This window comes from Bradyrhizobium sacchari (assembly GCF_002068095.1).
Classification (GTDB): domain Bacteria; phylum Pseudomonadota; class Alphaproteobacteria; order Rhizobiales; family Xanthobacteraceae; genus Bradyrhizobium; species Bradyrhizobium sacchari.
Map to the genome: position 1 here is coordinate 1 of NZ_LWIG01000033.1, position 23,497 is coordinate 23,497.

At 64.2% G+C, this 23,497-nt stretch carries 22 protein-coding genes; 14 read left to right on the forward strand and 8 right to left on the reverse strand.

What is annotated here, in order from left to right; all coding sequences use genetic code 11:
• Positions 1-155: 155 nt before the first annotated feature.
• The gene (locus tag A5906_RS28010; protein WP_080138463.1) at positions 156-797 is read right to left on the reverse strand and encodes an HAD family hydrolase; all 642 of its coding nucleotides are present in this window, start codon (positions 795-797) and stop codon (positions 156-158) included.
• 65 nt (positions 798-862) lie between these two features.
• Between A5906_RS28010 and A5906_RS28015 the strand changes: the two genes are divergently transcribed.
• Positions 863-1,090, forward strand: a complete 228-nt coding sequence (locus tag A5906_RS28015; RefSeq protein WP_136615531.1) for a DUF433 domain-containing protein — start codon at positions 863-865, stop codon at positions 1,088-1,090.
• A gap of 163 nt (positions 1,091-1,253) precedes the next feature.
• Here the strand turns inward: A5906_RS28015 and A5906_RS28020 are convergent, their stop codons facing one another.
• From A5906_RS28020 to A5906_RS28035, 4 genes are all read right to left on the reverse strand, one after another.
• Positions 1,254-1,823, reverse strand: a complete 570-nt coding sequence (locus A5906_RS28020; RefSeq protein ID WP_080138464.1) for a DinB family protein — start codon at positions 1,821-1,823, stop codon at positions 1,254-1,256.
• Between the two features lie 128 nt (positions 1,824-1,951).
• Positions 1,952-4,927 carry an excinuclease ABC subunit UvrA gene (gene uvrA, locus A5906_RS28025; protein WP_080138465.1) on the reverse strand — a complete coding sequence of 992 codons (2,976 nt, stop codon included), beginning with the start codon at positions 4,925-4,927 and terminating at the stop codon, positions 1,952-1,954.
• 276 nt (positions 4,928-5,203) lie between these two features.
• Positions 5,204-5,893, reverse strand: coding sequence for an outer membrane protein (locus A5906_RS28030; protein WP_080138466.1), 690 nt, complete (start codon positions 5,891-5,893; stop codon positions 5,204-5,206).
• 236 nt (positions 5,894-6,129) lie between these two features.
• The gene (locus tag A5906_RS28035; protein ID WP_080138467.1) at positions 6,130-6,894 is read right to left on the reverse strand and encodes an outer membrane protein; all 765 of its coding nucleotides are present in this window, start codon (positions 6,892-6,894) and stop codon (positions 6,130-6,132) included.
• Positions 6,895-7,366: 472 nt separating this feature from the next.
• Here A5906_RS28035 and A5906_RS28040 point away from each other — a divergent pair, with 472 nt between their 5' ends.
• On the forward strand, positions 7,367-7,861 hold the full coding sequence (locus A5906_RS28040; RefSeq protein WP_018642151.1) for a single-stranded DNA-binding protein: 495 nt from the start codon (positions 7,367-7,369) through the stop codon (positions 7,859-7,861).
• Positions 7,862-7,903: 42 nt separating this feature from the next.
• Here A5906_RS28040 and A5906_RS28045 read toward each other — a convergent pair whose 3' ends face one another.
• Positions 7,904-8,917 carry an AraC family transcriptional regulator gene (locus A5906_RS28045; protein ID WP_080138468.1) on the reverse strand — a complete coding sequence of 338 codons (1,014 nt, stop codon included), beginning with the start codon at positions 8,915-8,917 and terminating at the stop codon, positions 7,904-7,906.
• A 319-nt stretch (positions 8,918-9,236) separates the two neighbouring features.
• Here A5906_RS28045 and A5906_RS28050 point away from each other — a divergent pair, with 319 nt between their 5' ends.
• From A5906_RS28050 to gyrA, 8 genes are all read left to right on the forward strand, one after another.
• Complete coding sequence (locus A5906_RS28050) at positions 9,237-9,881, forward strand: hydrolase (protein ID WP_080138807.1); 645 nt, start codon at positions 9,237-9,239, stop codon at positions 9,879-9,881.
• A 15-nt stretch (positions 9,882-9,896) separates the two neighbouring features.
• Positions 9,897-10,181, forward strand: a complete 285-nt coding sequence (locus A5906_RS28055; protein WP_080138469.1) for a XapX domain-containing protein — start codon at positions 9,897-9,899, stop codon at positions 10,179-10,181.
• Complete coding sequence (locus tag A5906_RS28060; RefSeq protein WP_080138470.1) at positions 10,178-12,055, forward strand: amidohydrolase; 1,878 nt, start codon at positions 10,178-10,180, stop codon at positions 12,053-12,055. Before A5906_RS28055 ends, A5906_RS28060 begins: the two co-directional genes overlap by 4 nt.
• Before the next feature lie 4 nt (positions 12,056-12,059).
• On the forward strand, positions 12,060-12,482 hold the full coding sequence (locus A5906_RS28065) for a DoxX family protein (protein ID WP_201723802.1): 423 nt from the start codon (positions 12,060-12,062) through the stop codon (positions 12,480-12,482).
• An 87-nt stretch (positions 12,483-12,569) separates the two neighbouring features.
• Complete coding sequence (locus A5906_RS28070; protein WP_245326974.1) at positions 12,570-13,409, forward strand: glyoxalase; 840 nt, start codon at positions 12,570-12,572, stop codon at positions 13,407-13,409.
• A gap of 25 nt (positions 13,410-13,434) precedes the next feature.
• Entirely contained in the window at positions 13,435-14,829 is a 1,395-nt protein-coding gene (locus A5906_RS28075; RefSeq protein ID WP_080138473.1) for an alginate export family protein, read from the forward strand.
• Positions 14,829-15,515, forward strand: a complete 687-nt coding sequence (locus A5906_RS28080) for a YoaK family protein (protein WP_080138474.1) — start codon at positions 14,829-14,831, stop codon at positions 15,513-15,515. Before A5906_RS28075 ends, A5906_RS28080 begins: the two co-directional genes overlap by 1 nt.
• Positions 15,516-16,009: 494 nt before the next feature.
• Positions 16,010-18,742, forward strand: a complete 2,733-nt coding sequence (gene gyrA, locus A5906_RS28090; protein WP_080138475.1) for a DNA gyrase subunit A — start codon at positions 16,010-16,012, stop codon at positions 18,740-18,742.
• 187 nt (positions 18,743-18,929) lie between these two features.
• On the opposite strand, the gene A5906_RS28095 is transcribed toward gyrA, so the two are convergent.
• Positions 18,930-20,783: a potassium transporter Kup gene (locus A5906_RS28095; protein WP_080138476.1), complete on the reverse strand. Its 1,854-nt coding sequence runs from the start codon at positions 20,781-20,783 to the stop codon at positions 18,930-18,932.
• A 193-nt stretch (positions 20,784-20,976) separates the two neighbouring features.
• Complete coding sequence (locus tag A5906_RS28100) at positions 20,977-21,234, reverse strand: hypothetical protein (protein ID WP_080138477.1); 258 nt, start codon at positions 21,232-21,234, stop codon at positions 20,977-20,979.
• A gap of 269 nt (positions 21,235-21,503) precedes the next feature.
• On the opposite strand from A5906_RS28100, the gene coaD reads away from it, so the two are divergent.
• The 4 genes from coaD to A5906_RS28120 are packed head-to-tail and all read left to right on the forward strand — an operon-like array spanning position 21,504 to position 23,492.
• Entirely contained in the window at positions 21,504-22,001 is a 498-nt protein-coding gene (gene coaD / locus A5906_RS28105) for a pantetheine-phosphate adenylyltransferase (RefSeq protein ID WP_080138478.1), read from the forward strand.
• Positions 22,002-22,038: 37 nt separating this feature from the next.
• A complete protein-coding gene (locus tag A5906_RS28110; protein ID WP_080138479.1) occupies positions 22,039-22,614 on the forward strand; it encodes a peptidylprolyl isomerase in 576 nt (191 codons plus the stop codon).
• A gap of 9 nt (positions 22,615-22,623) precedes the next feature.
• Positions 22,624-23,031, forward strand: coding sequence for a hypothetical protein (locus A5906_RS28115; RefSeq protein WP_080138480.1), 408 nt, complete (start codon positions 22,624-22,626; stop codon positions 23,029-23,031).
• Positions 23,028-23,492 (forward strand): peptidylprolyl isomerase, encoded by a 465-nt coding sequence (locus tag A5906_RS28120; RefSeq protein ID WP_035702663.1) that lies wholly within the window; start codon positions 23,028-23,030, stop codon positions 23,490-23,492. The genes A5906_RS28115 and A5906_RS28120 overlap by 4 nt, the downstream gene beginning before the upstream one ends.
• Positions 23,493-23,497 lie beyond the last annotated feature (5 nt).

Genomic DNA, 23,497 nt, shown 5'->3' on the forward strand with positions numbered 1-23,497 from the left:
CAGCTGCGGCAGGCCATTCCTCTCGGAACACCCAGACAATATCCGATTGCGCTATTACAAGGGTGGGTTAGCCTTGCGGATGCGCGGAGCGCAGCGGCAAGGCGTGACCCACCTCTTCAGTTTCCGTGTCCAAGACGTGGTGGGTTGCGCTGACGCTAACCCACCCTCCGAATCCGGCACAAAGCGTCCGTTATCTCATCCATACGTTCGAACATGTGATCCGGCCCCAGCGCCCGCAGTGCCGCCGGCGCTGCATAGCCCCAGCTCACCGCACCGCAGGCAACGCCTGCAGTCCGCGCCGCCTCGATGTCGCGGACCTCGTCGCCGATCGCGATCGCGCGGTTCGGCTCCACGCCGGCGCGGCGGACGACGCGGCGGAATTTCGCGGCCTTGCCGAACAGCGATGCCGAGCAGTCGTAATGCGCGAACAGCGCCGCGGCCTCGCCGAGCTTCTCCCGCGCATTGGCTTCGCTGTCGGAGGTCACCAGCGCGAGCTGCACGCCATTCTCGGCCAGCGTCCGCAGCATCGTCTCGACGCCGGCAAACAGCGGGATCTCGCCAGCAGCCTCAGCCTTCAGCCGCCGCGCATGCCGCGCGATCGCCGGCAGCTTCCACAGCGGCACTTCCAGCCGACTGAGGATCTCGCGGCTCGAGGCATGCCGCAGCGGTTCGATGTCCTCATCGGCGACGCGGCGAAAGCCGAAGCGGTCGGCGACATCGTTGATGGTGCGCAGGAACCAGGGAAAACTATCGGCGAGCGTGCCGTCCAGATCGAAGATGGCGAGGGAGTACGGCATGGGGCTGGGTTTCGGGCTCGCTGACAAGCGGGATAGGACTTCGTTGGCCGGACTTGAGGACAGCCATGCGGCACGAGCGGACTGAAATCAACCCGGCGATCATGATGGCAGGGACACGTGTGCTGGTGGAACTGGTGTTGCGCGAACTGGGCGCGAGTATGACCACCGAAGCCATCATCGCGGAGCACCCGCGGCTCGCGCCCGATGACATCAGGGCAGCCCAGCTTTTGCGGCCGATGATCTGGCCGATGTCGCTCCAGGCCTGGTCTATCCGGCCGTTACGTCGTGATTGACGAGGTTCGTTTTCGATCTCGCCTTCTGTCGCCCCGTATAACTGTTGCTCACCGCAACTTGCGCACGTGAACATTGATGTCGAGATCGATGTCCTTGATGCAGGTCTGTGTCGTCCGATGCGTGTGGCTGACCGACGACGTGCCGCGAGAGTTCCTGCGCAGGTTATATCTCGGATTTCCAGACGGTCTCTTCGGTCCAGCCGAGCTCGGCGAACTCGGCGGCCCGGAGCGGCGCTTCGCCTTCGGCGAAGAACTCATCGAGCTGCGGGGGCGCAACGGCCGTTTCGGACAGCATGGCATGCGCCTGCCCGCGATGATGGATCTGGTGCTGGAACAGATGCATGAGCAGTCGGTCCCGCCGCTCGGTCTGCACGCTCGTGGGGCGGTTGATCTTCACGACGTCATCGAGCCGCGCAGGCGTCAGTGCATCGCAGATCGCAATCAGGCGCTTGTCCATTGCGGCCTGGGCAGGCTTCAACGTGGTGAGGGCAGGAAAGGGCACTTCATTCTTCCAGGCTGCGGGGCCGAGCCATCCACCTTCAAGCGCATCGATGTAGAAGAGGTCGATGACGTAGATGTGGTTCAGCGTACGCTGCAGGCTTGGAAAGAAGCCGGTGCGGTGGGCTTCGAATTCAGGCTGGGACAGCGCGGCGCAGGCGGCGAGCAGGCGATGGTTCGCCCAGGCATTGTTGTGGGCGAAGGCGCGGTAGGTTTGGACGAGTCCAGCGGACATGTCGGCTCTCTCCCGGATCCTGCGTGGTTCGTCGGCGAGGATGGCGAAGCGTGGCCCAGCTGTCCAACCGGCGGGGCAGGGCGAATGCGCTTCGCTAATCTGCCCTGCGCGGCATCGATCCCAAGATTCTACTCCGCCGCCTCGCTGGTGCTCCGCCGCTTCGGCTTCCGCGCCTTCTTTAGCACCGGCTCCAAAAACTTGCCCGTGTAGCTCCGCGGCGCCTTGGCGATATCCTCCGGCGGGCCCCAGGCGACGATCTCGCCGCCGCCGTCGCCGCCTTCGGGGCCGAGGTCGATGACCCAGTCCGCGGTCTTGATGACCTCGAGGTTGTGCTCGATGACGACGACCGTGTTGCCCTGCGCGACCAGCTCGTGCAGCACCTCCAAGAGCTTCTTGACGTCGTGGAAGTGCAGGCCGGTGGTGGGCTCGTCCAGGATGTAGAGCGTGCGGCCGGTGGCGCGCTTGGACAGCTCCTTCGCCAGCTTGACGCGCTGGGCTTCGCCGCCGGAGAGCGTGGTCGCCTGCTGGCCGACGTGAATGTAATCGAGCCCGACGCGGTGCAGGGTCTGAAAAGTCTCGCGCACGCGCGGCACCGCCTTGAAGAACTCGGCGGCTTCCTCGACGGTCATGTCGAGCACGTCGGCGATGCTCTTGCCCTTGAACAGGACCTCGAGCGTCTCGCGGTTGTAGCGCTTGCCCTTGCAGACGTCGCAGGTGACGTAGACGTCGGGCAGGAAGTGCATCTCGATCTTGATGACGCCGTCGCCCTGGCAGGCCTCGCAGCGGCCACCCTTAACGTTGAAGGAGAAGCGGCCGGGCTCGTAGCCGCGCGCCTTCGCTTCGGGGAGCCCAGCGAACCACTCGCGGATCGGCGTGAAGGCGCCGGTATAGGTCGCCGGATTCGAGCGCGGTGTGCGGCCGATCGGCGACTGGTCGATGTCGATGATCTTGTCGATGTGCTCGAGGCCCTCGATGCGGTCGTGCGGGGCGGCGCCTTCGCTGGCGCCGTTCAGCTTGCGGGCGATGGCGCGGTAGAGCGTGTCGATCAGGAGCGTCGACTTGCCGCCGCCGGAGACGCCGGTGACACACGTGAACAGGCCGAGCGGAATCTCGGCGGTGACGTTCTTGAGGTTATTGCCGCGCGCGTTGACCACCTTGATGGTGCGGCGATGGTTCGGCGGGCGCCGCTCCGGCACCTCGACCTCGAGCTCGCCGGTGAGATACTTGCCGGTCAGCGATTTCCGGTTGCGCATGATCTCGGCGGGCGTGCCTTCGGCGACGATGTTGCCGCCATGCATGCCGGCGCCGGGACCGATGTCGAGGACGTAGTCGGCAAGGCGAATGGCGTCCTCGTCATGCTCGACCACGACCACGGTGTTGCCGAGGTCGCGCAGCCGCTTCAGCGTGTCGAGCAGGCGCGCATTATCGCGCTGGTGCAGGCCGATCGAAGGCTCGTCCAGCACGTAGAGCACGCCTGTCAGCCCCGAGCCGATCTGCGAGGCCAGGCGAATGCGCTGGCTTTCGCCGCCGGACAGTGTGCCGGAGGAGCGGGAGAGGGTGAGGTAGTTGAGGCCGACGTCGAGCAGGAAGGTCAGGCGCTCGCGGATTTCTTTCAGGATGCGGCCTGCGATCTCGTTCTGCTGCTTGTTGAGCGCCTCCGGCACGGTCTCGAACCACTCGCCGGCCTTCTTGACCGACAGCTCCGAGATCTCGCCGATATGCTTGCCCCCGACCTTGACGCAGAGCGCCTCGGGCTTGAGGCGGAAGCCCTTGCAGCCCTCGCAGGGCACGTCGTGGAAATACTTTGCCAGTTCTTCGCGGGCCCACTCGCTTTCCGTTTCGCGGTAGCGGCGGTTGATGTTGGTGATGACGCCCTCGAACGGCTTCTTGGTGTCGTAGGAGCGCACGCCGTCCTGGTAGGAGAACTTGATCTCGTCCTCGCCGGAGCCGTAGAGGATCGCGTCCCTGGTCTTCTTGGCGAGATCCTTCCACTTGGTGTCGAGCGTGAACTTGTAGTGCTTGCCGAGCGCGGTCAGCGTCTGCTCGTAATAGGGCGAGGACGACTTGGCCCAGGGCGCGATCGCGCCCTTGCGCAGGGACAGCTCCTTGTCGGGGATGACGAGGTCCTCGTCGACATGCTGTTCGACGCCGAGGCCGCCGCAAGCGGGGCAGGCGCCATAGGGGTTGTTGAACGAGAACAGGCGCGGCTCGATCTCGGGGATGGTGAAGCCGGAGACCGGGCAGGCGAATTTTTCCGAGAACAGGATGCGCTCGGGGCCGCTCTTGTCGTGGATCTTGGCGGTCTTCTTTTTCTCTTCCGCAGGCGCGGCGGCCGGCGCGTCGGCGAACTCGATGACGGCGAGGCCCTCGGCGAGCTTCAGCGCGGTCTCGAAACTTTCGGCGAGGCGCTGGCCGATGTCGGCACGCACCACGATGCGGTCGACGACGACGTCGATGTCGTGCGGGAATTTCTTGTCGAGCGTCGGCGCTTCCGCAAGCTCATGGAAGGCGCCGTCGATCTTGACGCGCTGAAAGCCCTTCTTGAGCCATTCGGCGAGCTCCTTGCGATACTCGCCCTTGCGGCCGCGCACGACGGGCGCGAGCAGATAGAGGCGGGTGCCTTCGGGCAGCGCCAGCACGCGGTCGACCATCTGCGAGACGGTCTGGCTCTCGATCGGCAGGCCGGTGGCCGGCGAATAGGGCACGCCGACGCGCGCCCAGAGCAGGCGCATGTAGTCGTAGATCTCGGTGACGGTACCGACGGTCGAGCGCGGGTTCTTCGAGGTCGTCTTCTGCTCGATCGAGATCGCAGGCGACAGGCCGTCGATCTGGTCGACGTCGGGCTTCTGCATCATTTCCAGGAACTGGCGCGCATAGGCCGACAGCGATTCGACGTAGCGGCGCTGGCCCTCGGCATAGATGGTGTCGAAGGCGAGCGAGGATTTGCCGGAGCCGGAGAGGCCGGTGAACACCACCAGCTTGTCGCGGGGAATCTCGACGTCGATGTTCTTGAGGTTGTGCTCGCGCGCGCCGCGGATCGTAATTGCTCGCAGGCTCGAGCCCGCGTTCTGTTGTTGGCGCTTCGCCTTGATCACTTCATCCATCCGAGTTGCCCTCAAGGAAGCCCAAAGGCGCGCGATCGCGCCAACAAAAAAGGCGCGCTTCGCCCGGAACCGGGATCGGCGCCGATGGGTATGGCAGCGAACGTAGGAAGAACGGAGGCGGATTTCCAGAGGGAGTTGCGAATCGTCAACGGAATGTTGGCGCGCTGGCGGCATCTGGCAGCAGCGCGGAGCGTGGAACGTCGCTGGAGCGTGCCGCCAAACAAAAAGGCCGGCGCGAGGCCGGCCTTTCGTGACGATCTGACGTCGTAGCGAGGCTTAGTACTTCGCGACGATCGGGCCACCGAAGTGATAGTTCACGCCGACCTGCACGGTGTGGAGGTTGAGCGTGCCGGTGGGAATGGCGCCCGAGAAGTAGGTCTCGCCACCGAGGCTGCGATAGAGATACTCGCCCTTGACCGACCACTGCGGAGCGAAGAACGCCTCGACGCCGGCACCGACGGTCCAGCCGGAGTGGAACTTGCTGTCGGAGACCGAGAGCGCACCCAGGCTGGCGGTGAGCTTGTTGTCGATCCAGGCGTAACCACCGGTGCCGTAGAACAGGACGTTGTTGACGGCCCAGCCGATGCGGCCGCGCACGGTGCCCATCGCGTCGGTCTTGGAGGTCAGCGAGGCGGGGATGCCGCCAACGCCGGGGACGAAAACCGTACCGGTGGCGGAGGCGCTGACGTCAGCCCAGGCGCCATCAGCCTCAACGCCGAACACGACGTTACCGGTCTGCCAGTTGTAGCCGGCGGTGCCACCGACGAAGCCACCCTTCATCTTCGGGTCGCCGGAGCCGTTCTCCCAGGCGCCGCCGCCGACGATACCGAGGTAGAAGCCGGTCCAGTTGTAGACCGAAGCCACAGCCACCGGGGCCTTGGTGTACGGGCGGGCCGCGAGATCAGCCGCCGACGCGGGGGCAGCCAGTGCGAATAAACAGGCCGAAGCCAACAAAACCTTCTTCATTTTCAACTAAATCCCAGTCCCAGTTTCTGTTGTTGCCTTCCGCGCGGGGGAAGGGCATCGGACGTTGTGGTCCAACTAGCGGCGTGCTTACACCAGCGAAGCCGCAAGTTGTGTACCCGAAATGCCACAACACCCACAAAACGTCATACTCGCTGACGGGATATCCCTTCGCTTTCCCACAACAAAAAGGCCGGCGCGAGGCCGGCCTTTGATCTCCTAATGATATCAGAGGGATATCAGTATTTCGCGATAATCGGGCCACCCCAGCGATAGTTCACGCGGACCAGGCCGATATCGACGTCCTGCCTGATGCGCTCGGAGCGCGTGAAGGCGCCGAGTGCGGCGGCGTTGCCTGAGCCGGCGAAGGCGATGGTCCGATTCCCGAGGAAGAGGTGATCGTATTCGATGCCGACCGACCAGTTCGGCGCAAAGCCGAATTCGAGACCTGCGCCCACCACGCCGCCCCAGCGCGTCTCGCTGGCGCGGTCGAATTCGAGACCGGTCGCGACGGTGTAGCCCCGGTAACTGTCGCCGACCACGGCGCCGCCGCCCTTCACGTAGAACAACACGTTGTTCCAGGCGTATCCGACCTGGCCCGTGATCAGGCCGAAGGCGTCGATCTTGGAACGATTGCGCAGAGCGGTGGTCGTGCCAATGTTGTCGCCGGAGAAGTCGGCCCAGTTGCCCTGGCCTTCGAGCCCGAACACCCAATTGGCCGACTGCCACCGATAGCCGACCTGGCCACCGACGGTGCCGCCGACCGCGTTGTGACAGCCATCGGCGAAGAGCGTACCCACGGTCGGCGCAACGAAGTCCCAGCACTTGCGGCTGCTGCCGCCACCGCCGTTGATGCCGATGTAGAACCCGCTCCAGTCGTAGATGGTGGCGATCATCGGGGCCGGCGCCTTGGTATAGGGACGGGCCGCGAGGTCCGCCGCGCTTGCCGGGGCGGACAGGCCCAAAGCCACGGCGCCAATTGCACCAATCAAGATCTTATTCATTGCAGTCTCCCCAGTTTCGTCCGCTTCTCGAAGTCCCCGAAGCGGTTGATCAGGCGCGACGCCCATATGAACAAATTGCAAGGTCACCCTAGCTCAAGCGGGAGGCAAAATCCGTCGCCCAAATGCAACAGTCAGGCGGCGAGTGAGACGGATCTAACTTGATGAATGTTAATTGGTTTTCGCAGTTCGCGGGAGCCGGGCCCGGTTCCCTGCGCCCGGGCTAGACTTGGCGGCCGGCGGACACACCCGGTTCCCATGGCCTATGCTGGGCCTCGACTGGAACAAATCTGGAACAAAGCGGCGGCCGATGCTATATGTGGGGATAACCCGAGGGCCGGCGGGCTGATCGGTCTGCGCAAGCGTATAGGGTCGCCTCAATCAGGTTGCAGCGGGGCGCGCGGCGCGGCTTACGAATTCAGCCTACGAAATCAGGCTTTGCGAAATTCAGTGGCATTTGGAGTGGAGAGCGGCGATGGCGGGAAGCGTCAATAAGGTCATTCTGGTTGGAAATCTCGGCAAGGATCCTGAAATCCGCCGCACTCAGGACGGGCGGCCGATCGCGAATTTGAGCATCGCCACTTCGGAGACCTGGCGTGACAAGAACAGCGGCGAGCGCAAGGAAAAGACCGAGTGGCACCGTGTCGTGATCTTCAATGAAGGGCTCTGCAAGGTCGCCGAGCAGTATCTGAAGAAGGGCGCGAAGGTCTACATCGAGGGTGCGCTCCAGACCCGCAAATGGACCGACCAGAGCGGCGTCGAGAAGTACTCGACCGAGGTCGTGCTCCAGGGCTTCAATTCGACGCTCACGATGCTCGATGGCCGCGGAGGCGGCGGCGGAGGCGGCAGCTTCGGCGACGAGCCGGGCGGCGATTTCGGCTCCTCCGGTCCGGTCAGCAGCGCGCCGCGCCGCCCCGTTGCCGCCGGCGGCGGCCGCAACAGCGACATGGACGACGACATCCCGTTCTAAAGCCCGAGAGAGGCCATCCGGAAAGAACGTTAGCGGCGTTCGCTATCGTTTCCGGGCGGCCTCTATTTCCTGCTGATGCCCTTCCTGCACGCGGGATCGATATTCACCTGGCGACTCGCCGAACCAGCGATGGGAGGCGCGGAAGAAGGTGCTCTGATCCGAATAGCCCAACATGTACGCGATATCGGCAATCGTAATCCGCCGGTCCGCGAGATAGTGCTGGGCCAACTCACGTCGCGTGTCCTCGACGACGTCGGTGAACGCGGTCCCTTCATCAGCGAGCCGGCGCTGCAACGTATGGTCGCTCATGTTGAGCTCGGCCGCGATGGTCGCGCGCAATGGGCTGCCGTCATGGAGGTGCCGCGCGATGACTTGTCTGGCGCGATGTGCCGTATCCGTCGTGATCAGTTTGCGCAAAGCCTCGCCTGCGAGACGATCGTGCACATCTGCAAGCTCCGGGATTGCCGTCGGTAGCTTACTGGCGAGATCCTTGCTGGAGATCAGTAAGCCGTTGAACTTCGCCTCGAACTGCAACGGCGATCCGAACGCGTCGTTGTACGCTGCCGTCGACGCCGGCACCGCATGGGCGAAGCAAGCAGCCTCCGGTGTCAGCGGGCGGCCGAGCATCCACCGGCAAAAGGTCAGCAGGTTCAGGACCGCATAGTCGTAGCGTTGACGCGGGATCGGGCATTCCCCGCCGAACAGATCCAGCTTGACCCAACGACCGCCGTCGCCCGGCTCCAATGTGGCGGTGAGGGCATCGCTGACGAGACAGATATAGCGAATAAATCGCGTCAAGCCGGTCAATAGGTCGGGGCTCGACATCATGACGTATCCGACGAGCCCGTATTGGTCAGGACGCGGAAGATGCGGATCGAACAGGCCGATATCGGGATTTCCCGATCTCTCAGCGGCAAGTGTCCAGAGACGGCTGATTTCCTCGGTCGGCCAGCGAAAGTCCGGGTCGTCGAGATCCTTGATCGACAGGCCAACCTCCCCGAACAAGGCGGCCGAATCCAATCCCTGCTGTTGAAGTGTATTGGCGACGCCGCGCATCCACGCTGACGACGTCGTTCGATCCGATGAGCTTTTTCGATTCTCTGACAATTGTGTTGGCCCTGCGACAATTGTGTTGGCCCTGCAAAGCCAGTCACGTGGCCTTGTTCAATCATTGTACGCGCGCGCACCTCGCTTCATAGCATCGCAACGACTGACGCGACCAGACTGAAATCGACGTCAGAGAAAGTCGAAGTGAGGCAGAAGGCGCGTCAATGATCCGGACCAAGAACGGTGCTGTGTTTTTCGCGCACGGCTGCGATCCCGCTCGCCCATTCACTCCCATCGCCGCCACCGCATGACCGCCAAGGAGACCGACATGTCCAAGCTCGAGATGCTCACGCCAGAGAACAGTGCTATCGCCCTGATTGACTATCAGCCGGCGATGTACCAGGGCGTGCAGTCGCACGACCGTCTGGTCGTGTTCAACAACATCCAGATCCTCGCCAAGGCCGCAAAACTGTTCAAGATCCCGACGGTGCTGACGACGGTTGCCAAGGATTCCTTTTCCGGTCCGTTCATGCCGGAGGTCACCGAGCTGTTTCCCAACCATGACATCATCGATCGCACCTCGATGAACTCCTGGCTCGATGCCAATTTTCGCAAGGCCGTGGCTGCGACCGGGCGCAAGAAGTTCGTCATCGCCGGGCTCTGGACCGAGGCCTGCGTGATGTTTCCGACGCTGGACATGCTGCGGGAAGGTTATGAGGTCTACATTCCGGCCGATGCGTGCGGCGATCTCTCGGTCGAAGCACACAACCGTTCGATGGAGCGCGCGATCCAGGCCGGCGCTGTTCCGATCACCTCTTGTCAGTATGCCTTCGAGCTCCAGCAGGATTGGGCGCGCACCGAGACCTATGACGGCATGATGGAGATACTGAAGGCGCATTCACCTTACGGCATCCAGGTCCGCTTCTCGAAATGGGCGCTGGGCGAGCACGCCTCGGAAGCGGGGCCTCGCTAAGTACGCAGTCGGGTCATGAGGATCTATCTTCTATCGCTCGGAGCAGGCCTCCTCGTCGGAGTGGTCTACAGCCTGCTCAACGTGCGCTCACCGGCGCCGCCGCTTGTGGCGCTGGTGGGGCTGCTCGGCATTCTCGCCGGCGAACAGATCGTCCCGGTCGCAAGGCAAGTACTGACTGGCGAAGGGCTTGCCGCTGCATGGCGGCAAGCGAAATGCGCGCCCCACATGTTCGGCATGTTGCCTGGGCGGCACGCCGACGAGAACAAGACAACCAATCACGTCGCAGAGAAGGCATCATGAGCGCGCCCGACACGATTTTTCACCGTGGCCTGTTCACCACGCTCGACCGATCGAACCCGATCGCGAGCGCGGTTGCGATCAAGGACGGAGTCTTCACGGCGGTAGGGCACGATCACGACATCATGCAGCTGGCCGGTCCTTCAACCAAAATCATTGACTTGAAGGGGCGCCGTGTCCTGCCGGGCCTGATCGACAACCATCTCCACATCATCCGCGGCGGGCTCAACTTCAACATGGAGCTGCGCTGGGACGGCGTCTGGTCTCTCGCGGACGCGATGGCGATGCTGAAGAAGCAGGTCGCGATCACGCCGCCCCCGCAATGGGTTCGCGTGGTCGGCGGCTTCACCGAGCATCAGTTCGCCGAGAAGCGGCTGCCGACGATCGATGAGCTCAACGCCGCCGCGCCCGATACGCCGGTCTTCATCCTGCATCTCTACGATCGCGCCATGCTGAACGCCGCCGCGCTGCGCGCCGTCGGCTACACCAAGGACACGCCGGAGCCGCCGGGCGGCGAAATCGTGCGTGACGCGAAGGGCAATCCGACCGGGCTGCTCCTTGCCAAGCCAAACGCCAATATTCTATACGCGACGCTCGCCAAGGGACCGAAGCTGCCGTTCGACTATCAGGTGAATTCGACCCGCCACTTCATGCGCGAGTTGAACCGCCTCGGCGTCACCGGCGCGATCGACGCCGGCGGCGGCTTCCAGAACTATCCCGACGACTATGCAGTCATCCAGAAGCTCTCGGATGAAGGACAGCTCACGATCCGCTTGGCCTACAATTTGTTCACGCAGAAGCCGAAGGGCGAGAAGCAGGACTTCTTGAACTGGACCCGGACGTCGAATTACAAGCAGGGGACCGACTATTTCCGCCACAACGGAGCCGGGGAGATGCTGGTGTTCTCGGCCGCCGATTTCGAGGATTTTCGTGTCCCGCGCCCCGACATGCCGCCTGAGATGGAAGGCGAGCTCGAAGAGGTCGTCCGCATCCTTGCCCAGAACAAATGGCCCTGGCGCCTGCATGCGACCTATGACGAGACGATCTCGCGCGCGCTCGATGTATTCGAGAAGGTCGATCAGGATACGCCGCTCGACGGCCTGCATTGGTTTTTCGACCACGCCGAGACGATTTCCGATCAGTCGATCGACCGCATCGCGGCGCTCGGCGGCGGCATCGCCGTGCAGCACCGGATGGCCTATCAGGGCGAATATTTCGTCGAGCGTTACGGCTTCGGCGCCGCAGAGGCGACGCCACCGGTGAAGAAGATCATCGACAAGGGTGTCAAGGTCTCCGCCGGCACCGATGCGACCCGCGTCGCCTCCTACAATCCCTGGGTCTCGCTGGCCTGGCTGGTGACGGGCATGACGGTGGGCGGGCTTCGCCTCACTCCGCAGCGCAATTGCCTCGATCGCGAGACCGCGCTTCGGATGTGGACCGAGAACGTGACCTGGTTCTCTAATGAGGAAGGCAAGAAGGGGCGCATTCAGGTCGGACAGTTCGCCGATCTGATCGTACCGGACCGCGACTTCTTCTCTTGCGCCGAGAGCGAGATCGCCGACACGACGAGCGAGCTCACTTTGGTCGGCGGGCACGTCGTCTATGCCGCCGGCGAATTCAAGGCCCTCGACGACCGCGTCCCTCCGCCGGCAATGCCGGACTGGTCACCAGTTCGCAGCTTTGGCGGATACGGCAATTGGGTCGGAACGGACGGCAAGGCCAAGGCGATCCGGTCGCAGGCCATGCAGATGTGCGGCTGCGCCAGCGCTTGCGGCGTTCATGGCCATGATCACGCGCGAGCCTGGTCGGGGCAGCTTCCCGTTGCCGATCTCAGGAGCTTCTGGGGCGCGCTCGGTTGCGCCTGCTGGGCCGTTTGAGATGATGTCGCCAAGCGGCACGCCGCGCTGGGTCGCGGCCATTCTGGTTTGGCCCTGGATCGTGCCGCTTGCACGGCTTGGCCTGGTCTCCGCGTTCCTGATCGGCGGCGTCCAGAAGCTCGCCGATTTTCCCGCTGCCGTTGCCGAGCAGGCCCATTTCGGGCTCGAGCCCGCGGCGGTCTGGGCCGTGGCGGCCATCATTGTCGAGCTGGGCGGCTCGCTGCTGGTGATAGCAGGGCGATGGGTGTGGTTCGGCGCCGGAGGGCTCGGTGTGCTGACCGCAATTGCCATGTTCACCGCGAATGATTTCTGGGCGAAGACCGGTCACGATCGCTTCATGGCCGTCAACGCCTTCTTCGAGCATCTCGGGCTCATCGCAGGCCTTGTGCTTGTCTCTATCCTGGGCCTGCGCAAGCAGGCCACTTAAACGCAACGAGGCCTCTTCATGTCTTTCCAACGCCGTCTGATCAATGTCTTCCTGATATCGTCGCTGCTGACCGGCGTTTCCGCGGCCATGGCGAAGGACACGGCGAAGCATCCGGCCGCGCACGTCGGCGTCGGTGCGCAATACGATACGACGCACGTTTACGTCGCGCCCGAAGACGTGGAAAAATTCGTCGCGAGCTTCCTGGCGACCTTCGGCGGGCAGAGCACCAAACAGGTCGTCGCCACGGTGACACCGACGCCGAGCAGCACGACCTCCCAACTGCTTCAGACGCCGGTCGGCACGGTCTCGCTGTTCGGGTTCAAGACGCCGATACCCTATCCGTTCGGGGCAGAGCGGACCGGCTATCTCGTCACCGACATGGACGAGGCAATCAAGCAGGCCAGGGCGGCCGGCGCCGATGTCGTGGTCGCGACCTTTCCGGACCCGATCGGGCGCGATGCCGTGATCCAGTGGCCGGGCGGCATCAACATGCAGCTCTACTGGCATACGACCAAGCCATCCTACGCAGCGTTCGAAACCGTTCCCGAGAACAGGGTCTATGTTTCTCCCGAGCGCGCGGACGCGCTTGCGCGTGCCTTCGTTCGCTTCTCACATGGGAAGATCGTGTCGGACGAGAGCAAAGCAGCCGGCGTGGAGATCGGCCGCCCCAACGACACCTATCGGCGCATCCGCATCGAATCCGCGTTCGGCAAGATGACCGTGCTCGTTACCGACGGACATCTGCCGTATCCCTATGGACGCGAGATGACGGGCTATGAGGTTGCCAACCTGAAGGACACGCTAGCGAAGGCGACCGGCGCCGGCGCGAAGGTGCTCGTCGAGCCGTTCACGTCGGACCGCAGGCAGTCCGCGATGGTGCAGTTTCCGGGCGGCTACGTTGCCGAGATTCATGCTGCCGCCAAATAGCCCGGGGGCGGCATTGAACCGAGCAATGGCATGGTGCGTGGCGGGGCTTTCCGCCGCGGCCTGTCTGTTCGCGGGCGTGCCTCCGGCGCGCGCCAACGACGACACCGGGCGCCCCGAGATCCGAACCAACCGCTGGCAGGAGGATTGGTCGGCACTCGCCAATCCGGCGCTGCGGACCGATCCGTTCGACCCGATCAAGTACATCCCGCTGATGCCGGGCGATCCCGCGAGCTACGTCTCGTTCGGGGCGACCTTGCGCGAACGGTTTGAGAGCGTCAGCACCGCGGCGTTCGGCACAGGCGCGAACAAGTCCGACAACTACCTCATTCAGCGGCTTCAATTCCATGCCGATGCCCATTTCAACGAACATTGGCAGCTCTTCCTGCAATTCGAGGACGATCGCGCCTTTGGCAAGAACGTTGTCACGCTCGTGGACCAGGATCCGCTGGACATGCGGCTTGCCTTTCTGGCCTATGTGAATGAGACCGAAGCGGGCACCTTCAAGGCTCGCGTGGGGCGGCAGGATTTCGACTTCGACCTGCAACGCTTCGTGTCGTCGCGCGACGGGCCCAACGTGCGCCAGTCCTTCGATGCGGCATGGGGGGACTTCGAGACGGGGCCGTGGCGCTTCATCGGCTTCATCAGCCAGCCCGTGCAGTACGATTTGCAGCATCCGTTCGACGATGGGTCGAACAGCCATTTCCGCTTTCACACGCTGCGTGTCGAGCGGCAGGTGCTTGGGACTAACGAGCTGTCTGCCTATTACGCGTTCTACCAGAAGGACAATGTGCGCTATCTCGATGCCGCCGGCGACGACAAGCGGAACGTCTTCGACGTCCGTTTCGCCGGCAAGCTCGGCAATGTCGACTGGGACATCGAGGCCATGGGCCAGACCGGCTTCATCGGCGGCAAGGAGATCCGGGCCTGGGGCGCCGGCGCACGCATGGGGTACACGTTTGCCGGTGTGCCCTGGCAGCCGCGCCTGGGCTTGCAGGCCGACGGCGCGTCAGGAGATCATCATCCCGGCGACACCACGCTCGGGACGTTCAATCCGCTCTTCCCGAACGGATATTATTTCTCGCTTGCGGGCTTCACCGGATACACCAATCTGATTCATCTCAAGCCGTCGGTGACGGTCAGGCCTGTCGCGAACCTGGCGCTGATGGCGGCGATCGGCCTGCAATGGCGAGAGACGACGGCCGATGCCGTCTACGTCCAGCCCAACGTCGCCGTCTTGGGTACCGCGGGGAAGGGGACCGCCTGGTCCGGGGCCTATGCGCAGCTTCGCCTGGACTATCGGTTCGATGCCCATCTGACCGGCGCGCTGGAGGCTGTGCACTACAAGATCGGTGATACGATCCGGCAGGCCGGCGGACACGACAGCAATTATCTCGGGCTCGAACTGAAATACGCACTCTGATGGCTGACACCCAGAACCGGCTCTTGCTGCCGCTGCTCCTGAGCTTTACGGCCGGCTATGTCGACACGGCCGGATTTCTTGCCCTCCAGGGCCTGTTTACGGCCCACGTCACCGGAAACTTCGTCACTCTCGGGGCCGCGCTTGCGCTCGGTGCGTCGGGCGTGCTGGCAAAACTGCTGGCGCTGCCGGTGTTTTGCGCGGTCGTGGTTGCCGTGCGGCTGCTCGCCACCGTCATGTCGCGGCGCTGGCGGCCGGTGTTCGAGGTCCTGCTGGGGCTGAAGATGCTGCTGCTGGCGATCGGAGGCGCGCTCGCGCTCAGGTTCGGTCCCTTCCATGATGGCGACAGCTGGCAGGCCATTCTGACCGGAATGGTGCTCGTCGCCGCCATGGCGATCCAGAACGCGATCCACCGCCTCTATCTCGGCAGCGCGCCGCCCTCGACGCTGATGACCGGCACGACCACCCAGATCATGCTCGACATCGCGGATGTGATCCTGCCGGGGGATGCCAAGGGCCAGACCCGCGCACGCCTCGGCCGGATGTCAGTGAACGTGCTTGTGTTCGCACTGGGCTGCGGAATTGCGGCGCTGCTGTTCGTGCATTTCGGGGTCTGGTGCCTCGCGCTACCGCCGGTGCTCGCGGGGGCGTCTCTCCTCGTTCGTATCGTTGGACCATCGGACGATTGAGCCCGGCGAGAGTCGCGGTTCGCCTGGTGGGTCAGGTTTTCTTACCAATTAGCGGACAGAGTTCGAATTTTCCGGTCTTGCCATGTGCAGCCTCAAGTCTTTGACGGGGCGCGATGTGAATGATGCTAACATTATGTTAACCATCTTCACATCGGCTGCGCTTCCTGAGGAAGCTCCTCGCATGATGGCGATGTGGCGGGCGCGCACCCATCGCATCGCCGACCACCGGCGGATGATAATGTTCATCTTTGCCAGCGCGCTGGTGGTGGCGGGGCTGTTCACGCGTGCCCGGACGGATCATGCATTGGGTGATCTTCGGGGCCTGAGAGCGGGTTCCGCCCGATCCGTTCCGGCCCCGTCGCGAGCGATGCCGGGAAGGGCGTAAGTCTCTGGAAAAACAGTCGGAAAAACCGCTTCTCGAGGCCCGGCAAGGGTGGTTATCGGGGGTGTGATGCGCTATATGATTCCCAGACAAAAACTCACCGGATTCCCCCTTGGCTGACGACGACAACAAGCCCGGCGACCAGCCGGCGCATTCCTCGGACATTCGTCCCGTTTCCATCTACGAGGAGATGAAGAAGTCCTATCTCGATTACGCCATGAGCGTGATCGTGGCGCGTGCGCTGCCCGATGCGCGCGACGGGTTGAAGCCGGTGCACCGCCGCATCCTGTTCGCGATGAACAATCGCGGCGACACCCCGGACAAGAAGCACAAGAAGTCCGCCGGTGCCGTCGGCGAGGTCATGGGTAAGTACCACCCGCATGGCGACCAGGCGATCTACGACGCCTTGGTGCGCATGGCGCAGGACTTCTCGATGCGCGCGCCCCTGATCGACGGGCAGGGCAATTTCGGCTCGGTCGACGGCGATCCGCCGGCGGCTATGCGCTACACCGAGTCCCGCCTGACCAAGATCGCGCTGAAGCTGCTCGAGGATATCGACGACGACACGGTCGACTTCCAGGACAATTACGACGGCTCCGAGAAGGAGCCGGTGGTTCTGCCCGCGCGGTTTCCGAACCTGCTGGTCAACGGCGCCGGCGGCATCGCGGTCGGCATGGCCACCAACATCCCGCCGCACAATCTTGGCGAGGTGATCGACGCCTGCGTCGCGCTGATCGACAATCCGTCGCTGACCATCGACGAGCTCAACGGCATCATCCCGGGCCCGGATTTCCCGACCGGCGGTATCATCCTCGGACGCCAGGGCATCCGCAGCGCCTACCATCTCGGCCGCGGCTCGATCGTGATGCGCGGCAAGGTCACCTTCGAGACGGTCCGGAAGGAACGCGAGGCGATCGTCATCACCGAGATTCCGTATCAGGTGAACAAGGCGACGATGGTCGAACGCATCGCCGAGCTCTACAAGGAGAAGAAGATCGAGGGCATCTCCGACCTGCGCGACGAGTCCGACCGCGACGGCTATCGCGTCGTCGTCGAGCTCAAGCGCGATGCCGTGCCCGACGTCGTGCTGAACCAGCTCTACAAGTTCACGCCGCTGCAGACGAGCTTCGGCGTCAACGCCGTCGCGCTCGATAGCGGCCGTCCGCAGACGATGAACCTCAAGGACATGCTGACGATCTTCGTCGGCTTCCGCGAGCAGGTCGTCACCCGCCGGACCAAATACAAGCTCCGCAAGGCGCGCGAGCGCGCGCATGAGCAGGTCGGCCTCGCCATCGCCGTCGCCAATATCGACGAGATCATCAAGGTGATCCGGCACTCGCCGACGCCGGCTGCCGCGCGCGAGACCCTGATGACGCGCGACTGGCCCGCGCGCGACGTCGAGGACATCATCACACTGATCGACGATCCCCGCCATCGCATCAACGAGGACGGCACCATTCGCCTGTCGCTGGAGCAGGCGAGGGCGATCCTCGAGCTGCGGCTCGCGCGCCTCACTGCGCTCGGCCGCGACGAGATCGGCGACGAGCTCGCAAAGCTCGCCGGCGAGATCAGCGACTATCTCGAGATCCTGCGCTCGCGCGCCCGCATCCTCGACATCATCAAGACCGAGCTTGCCGAGGTGAAGGCCGAGTTCGCGACCCCCCGCCGCACCGTGATCATGGAGCAGGAGGGCGAAGTCGAGGACGAGGACCTGATCCAGCGCGAAGACATGGTCGTCACCGTCTCGCACGCAGGCTACGTCAAGCGCGTGCCGCTGTCGGCCTACCGGGCGCAGCGCCGCGGCGGCAAGGGCCGCTCTGGCATGCAGACCCGCGACGAGGATTTCGTCAGCCGCCTGTTCGTGGCCTCCACCCACACGCCGGTGCTGTTCTTCTCCTCGCGCGGCCAAGTCTACAAGGAAAAGGTCTGGCGGCTGCCGATGGCAGCTCCCAACGCGCGCGGCAAGGCCATGATCAACATCCTGCCGCTGGAGCAGGGTGAGCGCATCACCACCATCATGCCGCTGCCGGAGGATGAATCGACCTGGGGCCAGCTCGACGTGATGTTCGCCACCACGGGCGGCAACGTCCGGCGCAACAAGCTGTCCGACTTCGTCGACGTCCGCCGCTCCGGCATCATCGCGATGAAGCTCGACGACAACGAGGCGATCGTCGACGTGCAGATCTGCACCGAGCGCGACGACGTGCTCCTGACGGCGGCCGGAGGCCAGTGCATCCGCTTCCCCGTCACCGACGTGCGCGTGTTCACCGGGCGCACCTCGATGGGCGTGCGCGGCATCGCGCTTGCCGAAGCCGACAAGGTGATTTCGCTGGCGATCCTGCGCCATGTCGACACCACCTCCGACGAGCGCTCGGCCTATTTGAAGATGCGCCGCGCCGTCGCGGGCGAGGCCGCCTCGGAAGAGGCACCTGTGGATGCCGAGGCCGAGGAGACCTCGGGCAGCTTCCAGCTCCCGCAGGAGCGCTATGTCGAGATGTCGGCGGCCGAGCAGGTCGTTCTGACCGTCTCGGTCAACGGCTATGGCAAGCGGACCTCGTCCTACGAGTACCGCACCACGGGCCGCGGCGGCAAAGGCATCGTCGCCATGAGCGTCAACAACCGCAACGGCAACCTGGTCGCATCCTTCCCCGTGGAGGAGGCCGACCAGATCATGCTGGTCACCGACAGGGGCCAACTGATCCGCTGCCCGGTCGAAGGCATCCGTATCGCCGGCCGCTCGACGCAAGGCGTCATCGTGTTCGACACCGCCGAGGACGAGCACGTGGTGTCGGTCGAGCACATCACGGAAGAGGCCGAGAGCGGCAATGGGACCAACGGAGAGTAACGCACAGCCTTTGGCACTAGCGTCCCACTCTCCATTGCCGTCCCGGACAAGCGAAGCGCAGTTCCGGGACCCATAGCCACAGGGAGACGTTTGGCGAAGACTCGGAATTGCCTGTCTCGCGCCGGAACTGCTCCCTGTGGTTATGGGTCCCCGGGTCCGCGGGCAGGACACCGAAGATGTTGCGGCGCTAAATTTCCAGCTCCGTGCCGAACTCCACGACCTGCTTGGTCGGCACGCCGAAGAACGCGGCCGAGCGTTCGGCGTTGCGCTGCAGGAAGGCGAACAAGCCTTCGCGCCAGACCCACATGCCCGGGACGTCCTCGCGCGGGATGATGGTCTCGCGGCCGACGTAGTAGGTGATGTCGGCGAGGTTGATGCCGGGCAGCTTGCCGTGGCGGCAAGTAAGCTGCAGTCCTTCATAGATGGTCGGGTTCTGCATGAAGCCGTAATGCAGGATCACGCGGGTGATGCCGGGAATGATCTCGATCACCTCTGCGCGTTCCTCGTCGGGAATGTGCGGGGATTCCTCGATCAGCACGGTGACCAGCAGCACGCGCTCGTGCAGTACGTGGTTGTGCTTGACGAACTGGGTCAGCGCGAGCGGCACGCCGCGCGGCGCGGAGGCCAGGAATACGGCGGTCCCCGGCAGCCTGGCGCTGCATTTGTTGACGGCGGTCTCGATCAGGTCCTCCTCCGGCTGGCGCAGCCGGGCGCGGGCTGCTTCGACCAGCTTCACGCCTGCGCGCCAGGTCAACATCAGGAAGGCGACGAGGCCGGCGAGCAGCAGCGGAAACCAGCCGCCCTCGAACAGCTTGATTGAATTCGCCGAGAAGAAGATCACGTCGATGACGAAGAAGAAGCCGTTCACGGCGACCACGAGCCAGGGCGAATAGCCCCACTGGATCGCAACCAGCGCGGCCAGCAGCGTGGTGATGGCCATCAGCAGCGACACTGCGATGCCATAGGCGCCGGCGAGCGCGTCCGAGGTGCCGAAGCTCAGCACCGCCCCGAGCGTTGCCGCGGCGAGCAGCCAGTTCACCAGCGGCACGTAGATCTGGCCGATCGCGTCGCTGGTGGTGTGGCGGATCAGCATGCGCGGCAGGAAGCCGAGCTGGATCGACTGCTGGGTCAGGGAGAACACGCCGGAGATGATCGCCTGCGAGGCGATCACGGTCGCGACCGCCGAGAAGGCGACCAGCGGATAGTGCAGGGCATCCGGGCAGAGCTGGAAGAACGGGTTCTCGATCATGGTGGGATCGGTGATCAGCAGCGCGGCCTGGCCGAAATAGTTGAGGACCAGCGCGGGCAGGCAGATGGCGAACCAGGCAAGCCGGATCGGCAGGCGGCCGAAATGGCCCATGTCGGCGTACATGGCTTCGCCCCCGGTCACCGCGAGGAAAGCGGCGCCGAGGATCGCGAAGGAGACGTGGAAATCCTGGTGGATCAGGAACTCGAAGGCGTAGAGCGGGCTGAGTGCCGCCAGCACCGCCGGCGCCTTGACGATGCCGTGGATGCCGAGCGCGGCGAGCACGCCGAACCAGGCCAGCATCACCGGGCCGAAGATGCGGCCGATGAAGCCGGTGCCCTGCTTCTGCATCATGAACAGGCCGATCAGGATTGCGACGGTCACCGGCACGACCACCGGCGCCAGCGAGGGTGCGTCGACCTTGAGGCCCTCGATGGCGCTGAGGACGGAGATCGCCGGCGTGATCGCGCCGTCGCCATAGAGCAGGGCGGCGCCGACGAGGCCGACCACCAGCAGATGCGCCCGCCAGGTGCCGGGTTGCGCGTTGCGCGCGTGGAGCAGGGCCAAGAGAGCGACGATGCCGCCTTCGCCGCGGTTGTCGGCGCGCAGGATCAGCAGCGCATATTTCAGCGAGATGATCAGCAGCAGGGCCCAGAGGATCAGCGAGGCAACCCCCAGGACAGCGTCGGGAGTAAGTGTAGCGCCATGGGCAGCCGCCTTGGCGGCTTCCTTGAGGGCGTAGAGTGGGCTGGTGCCGATATCGCCATAGACCACCCCGAGGGCACCCATGGTCATGGCCAGCGGCAGTGGATCGGGATGGTGGCCGGAAGCGATTGCTGGCGTACTGGACAATGACACCCCCCGATGGGACCGAGCCCGGCGGGCCATTCCGACGGGCGCGAGCATCACGCAGTCTGCGACGAGACGTCGCAAATATCCATGGGGTTTATCTTGAGGGGCCTGGCTGACGCGAAACTGACAGATCCGACTACGGCGTGCGGTCGGCGGTCACGAGGCGGGCTTCGCGGATATTGGCCTTGCTGCCGGCGCGGCGCAGGCAGGATGCCTCGAAATTCGGCCAGGCCTGCTGCGAGCAGTCACGGCCGATGGTGCGGATATCGAGCCGGTCGCTCTTGGCCAGCGGCTGCGGCACGCTGGCTTCGACGGTCGGGGCAAAGCCGGGCAGGAGGGTGAGGGCTGCGGCAACACACGCAGAAAGAGCGATCGCTGAAAGAGCCTTGATCATTGACAGTCCCCTGTGATGCGGCCGCCTACGCCCAGTCTGCGACCCGTCGTTCGTTGGCCGGATTAGTAACCATGGCCAGTTTCCGGACGTCTTCGCGGACGCCGGAAATGGTTTCGTTCGCGCTCTGCTTTGTTTCGTCGCCGGCCCCAGGACGAAACAATCCGGCTGTTGCCGACACCTCTCGCGGACATTTTCCGGCAAACGGGCACGGAACGGGCAAGGAACCTGTCCGGCTTGCCGGCCCGGGCCGGGCGCGGTAGGAGGGGGCCATGCCGCGCATTGCCTTCTATCCAGGTTCCTTCGACCCCATCACCAACGGCCATCTGGACGTGGTCCGGCATGCTGTTCCCCTGTGCGACCGCCTGGTGGTCGCGATTGGCGTCCATCCCGGCAAGAAGCCGCTGTTCTCGACCGAGGAGCGCCTGCAGATGCTCGAGGACGTCTGCGGTCCGATCGCGGCCCAGGCCGGCTGCGTGCTCCAAGCCGTGACGTTCGACGATCTGTCGGTGACCGCGGCGCGCAAGCACGGCGCGACCATCATGATTCGGGGCCTGCGCGACGGCACCGACCTCGACTACGAGATGCAGCTTGCCGGCATGAACGAGGCCATGGCGCCCGAGGTGCATACGGTCTTCCTGCCGGCCTCGCCCATGGTTCGCCCGATCACCGCCACTTTGGTGCGCCAGATCGCCGGCATGGGCGGAGATGTCTCCTCCTTCGTGCCGCCGCTCGTAGCCAGCCTGCTCAAGGCCAAATTCGCCGGATAACGGCGTGCGTCTTCATCCCACCTGATCCGGAGTTCTCATGATCCGTCGTCTCGCAATCCTTGCCGCGATGTTTGTCGCGCTCCTCAGTGCAGCGCCGGCGATGGCGCAGCAGCTGCCGGCGAACCTCGACAAGGCCAACGCGCTCGTCATCGACACCACCAAGGGCCGCATCGTCATCAAACTGCGCACAGATCTGGCGCCGCAGCACGCCGAGCGCCTGAAGACGCTTGCGCGCGAGGGATATTACAACAACGTGCCGTTTCACCGCGTCATGGATGGGTTCATGGCCCAGACCGGCGACGGCGAGAAATTCAACGGCACCGGCGGCTCGAAATATCCGAACCTGAAGCAGGAATTCTCCAAGGTGCATTTTGCCCGCGGCATCGTCGGCATGGCCCGGCGCGGCGACAGCGTCGACAGCGCCAACTCGCAATTCTTCATCATGTTCGCGGATGGCGGCAGCCTCGACGGCCAGTACACCGTGATCGGCGAGGTCGTGCAGGGCATGGACGTCGTCGACAAGCTGAAGAAGGCGCCTCCCGGATCAGGCAGCGGCACCGTCACCGATCCCGACAAGATGGTGAAGGTGCAGGTCGCTTCCGACATCAAGTAGGAAAACGCGATGGCGCGCTGCAGCAGGCTTCCGCTGGTTGCTGTAGTGCTGCTCCTCGGCGTCTCCGGTGCGGTTGCCGAGGAGGCGAAGGTCAACACCATCCAGGACGTCTTCCGGCATCTGCGCACCTGCTGGAAGCCACCGCCGCCAGCCAAGGCCCGCCCACTCGACATCACCGTCGTCGTGAGCTTTAACCGGTCCGGCGACATTCTGGGCCATCCGCGGATTACCTACGAATCCGCGGAGGCTTCCGACAACGACCGGCTGCAATACCGGATCGCGGTGATGGAGGCGTTGCAACGCTGCACGCCGATGCCATTTACCGATGCAATGGCCGGCGCCGCGGCGGGACGTCCCTTCGCGATCCAGTTCCGTAACCGCAAGACTTCACCCCCAACGCAAGAGAGACGAGCATGAGCGTCACCGAAAACACATTGATCCTCGAGACCACGCAGGGCCCCGTTACCATCGAGATGCGGCCCGACCTCGCGCCCGGCCATGTCGCGCGCATCAAGGAACTGGTCCGTGAGGGCTTCTACGACGGCATCGTGTTCCACCGCGTGATCGAGGGCTTCATGGCCCAGACCGGCTGCCCGCACGGCACCGGCACCGGCGGCTCCGGCAAGAAGCTGAAGGCCGAGTTCAACAAGGAGCCGCATGTGCGCGGCACCGCCTCGATGGCGCGCGCCGCAAGTCCCGATTCCGGCGACAGCCAGTTCTTCATCTGCTTCGACGACGCCCGCTTCCTCGACAACCAGTACACGGTGTGGGGCAAGGTCACCGAGGGCATGGAGAACGTCGACAAGATCAAGCGCGGCGAGCCGGTGCAGAACCCGGACAAGATCGTCAAGGCGCGGATGGCCGCGGACAAGGAATGACCGCG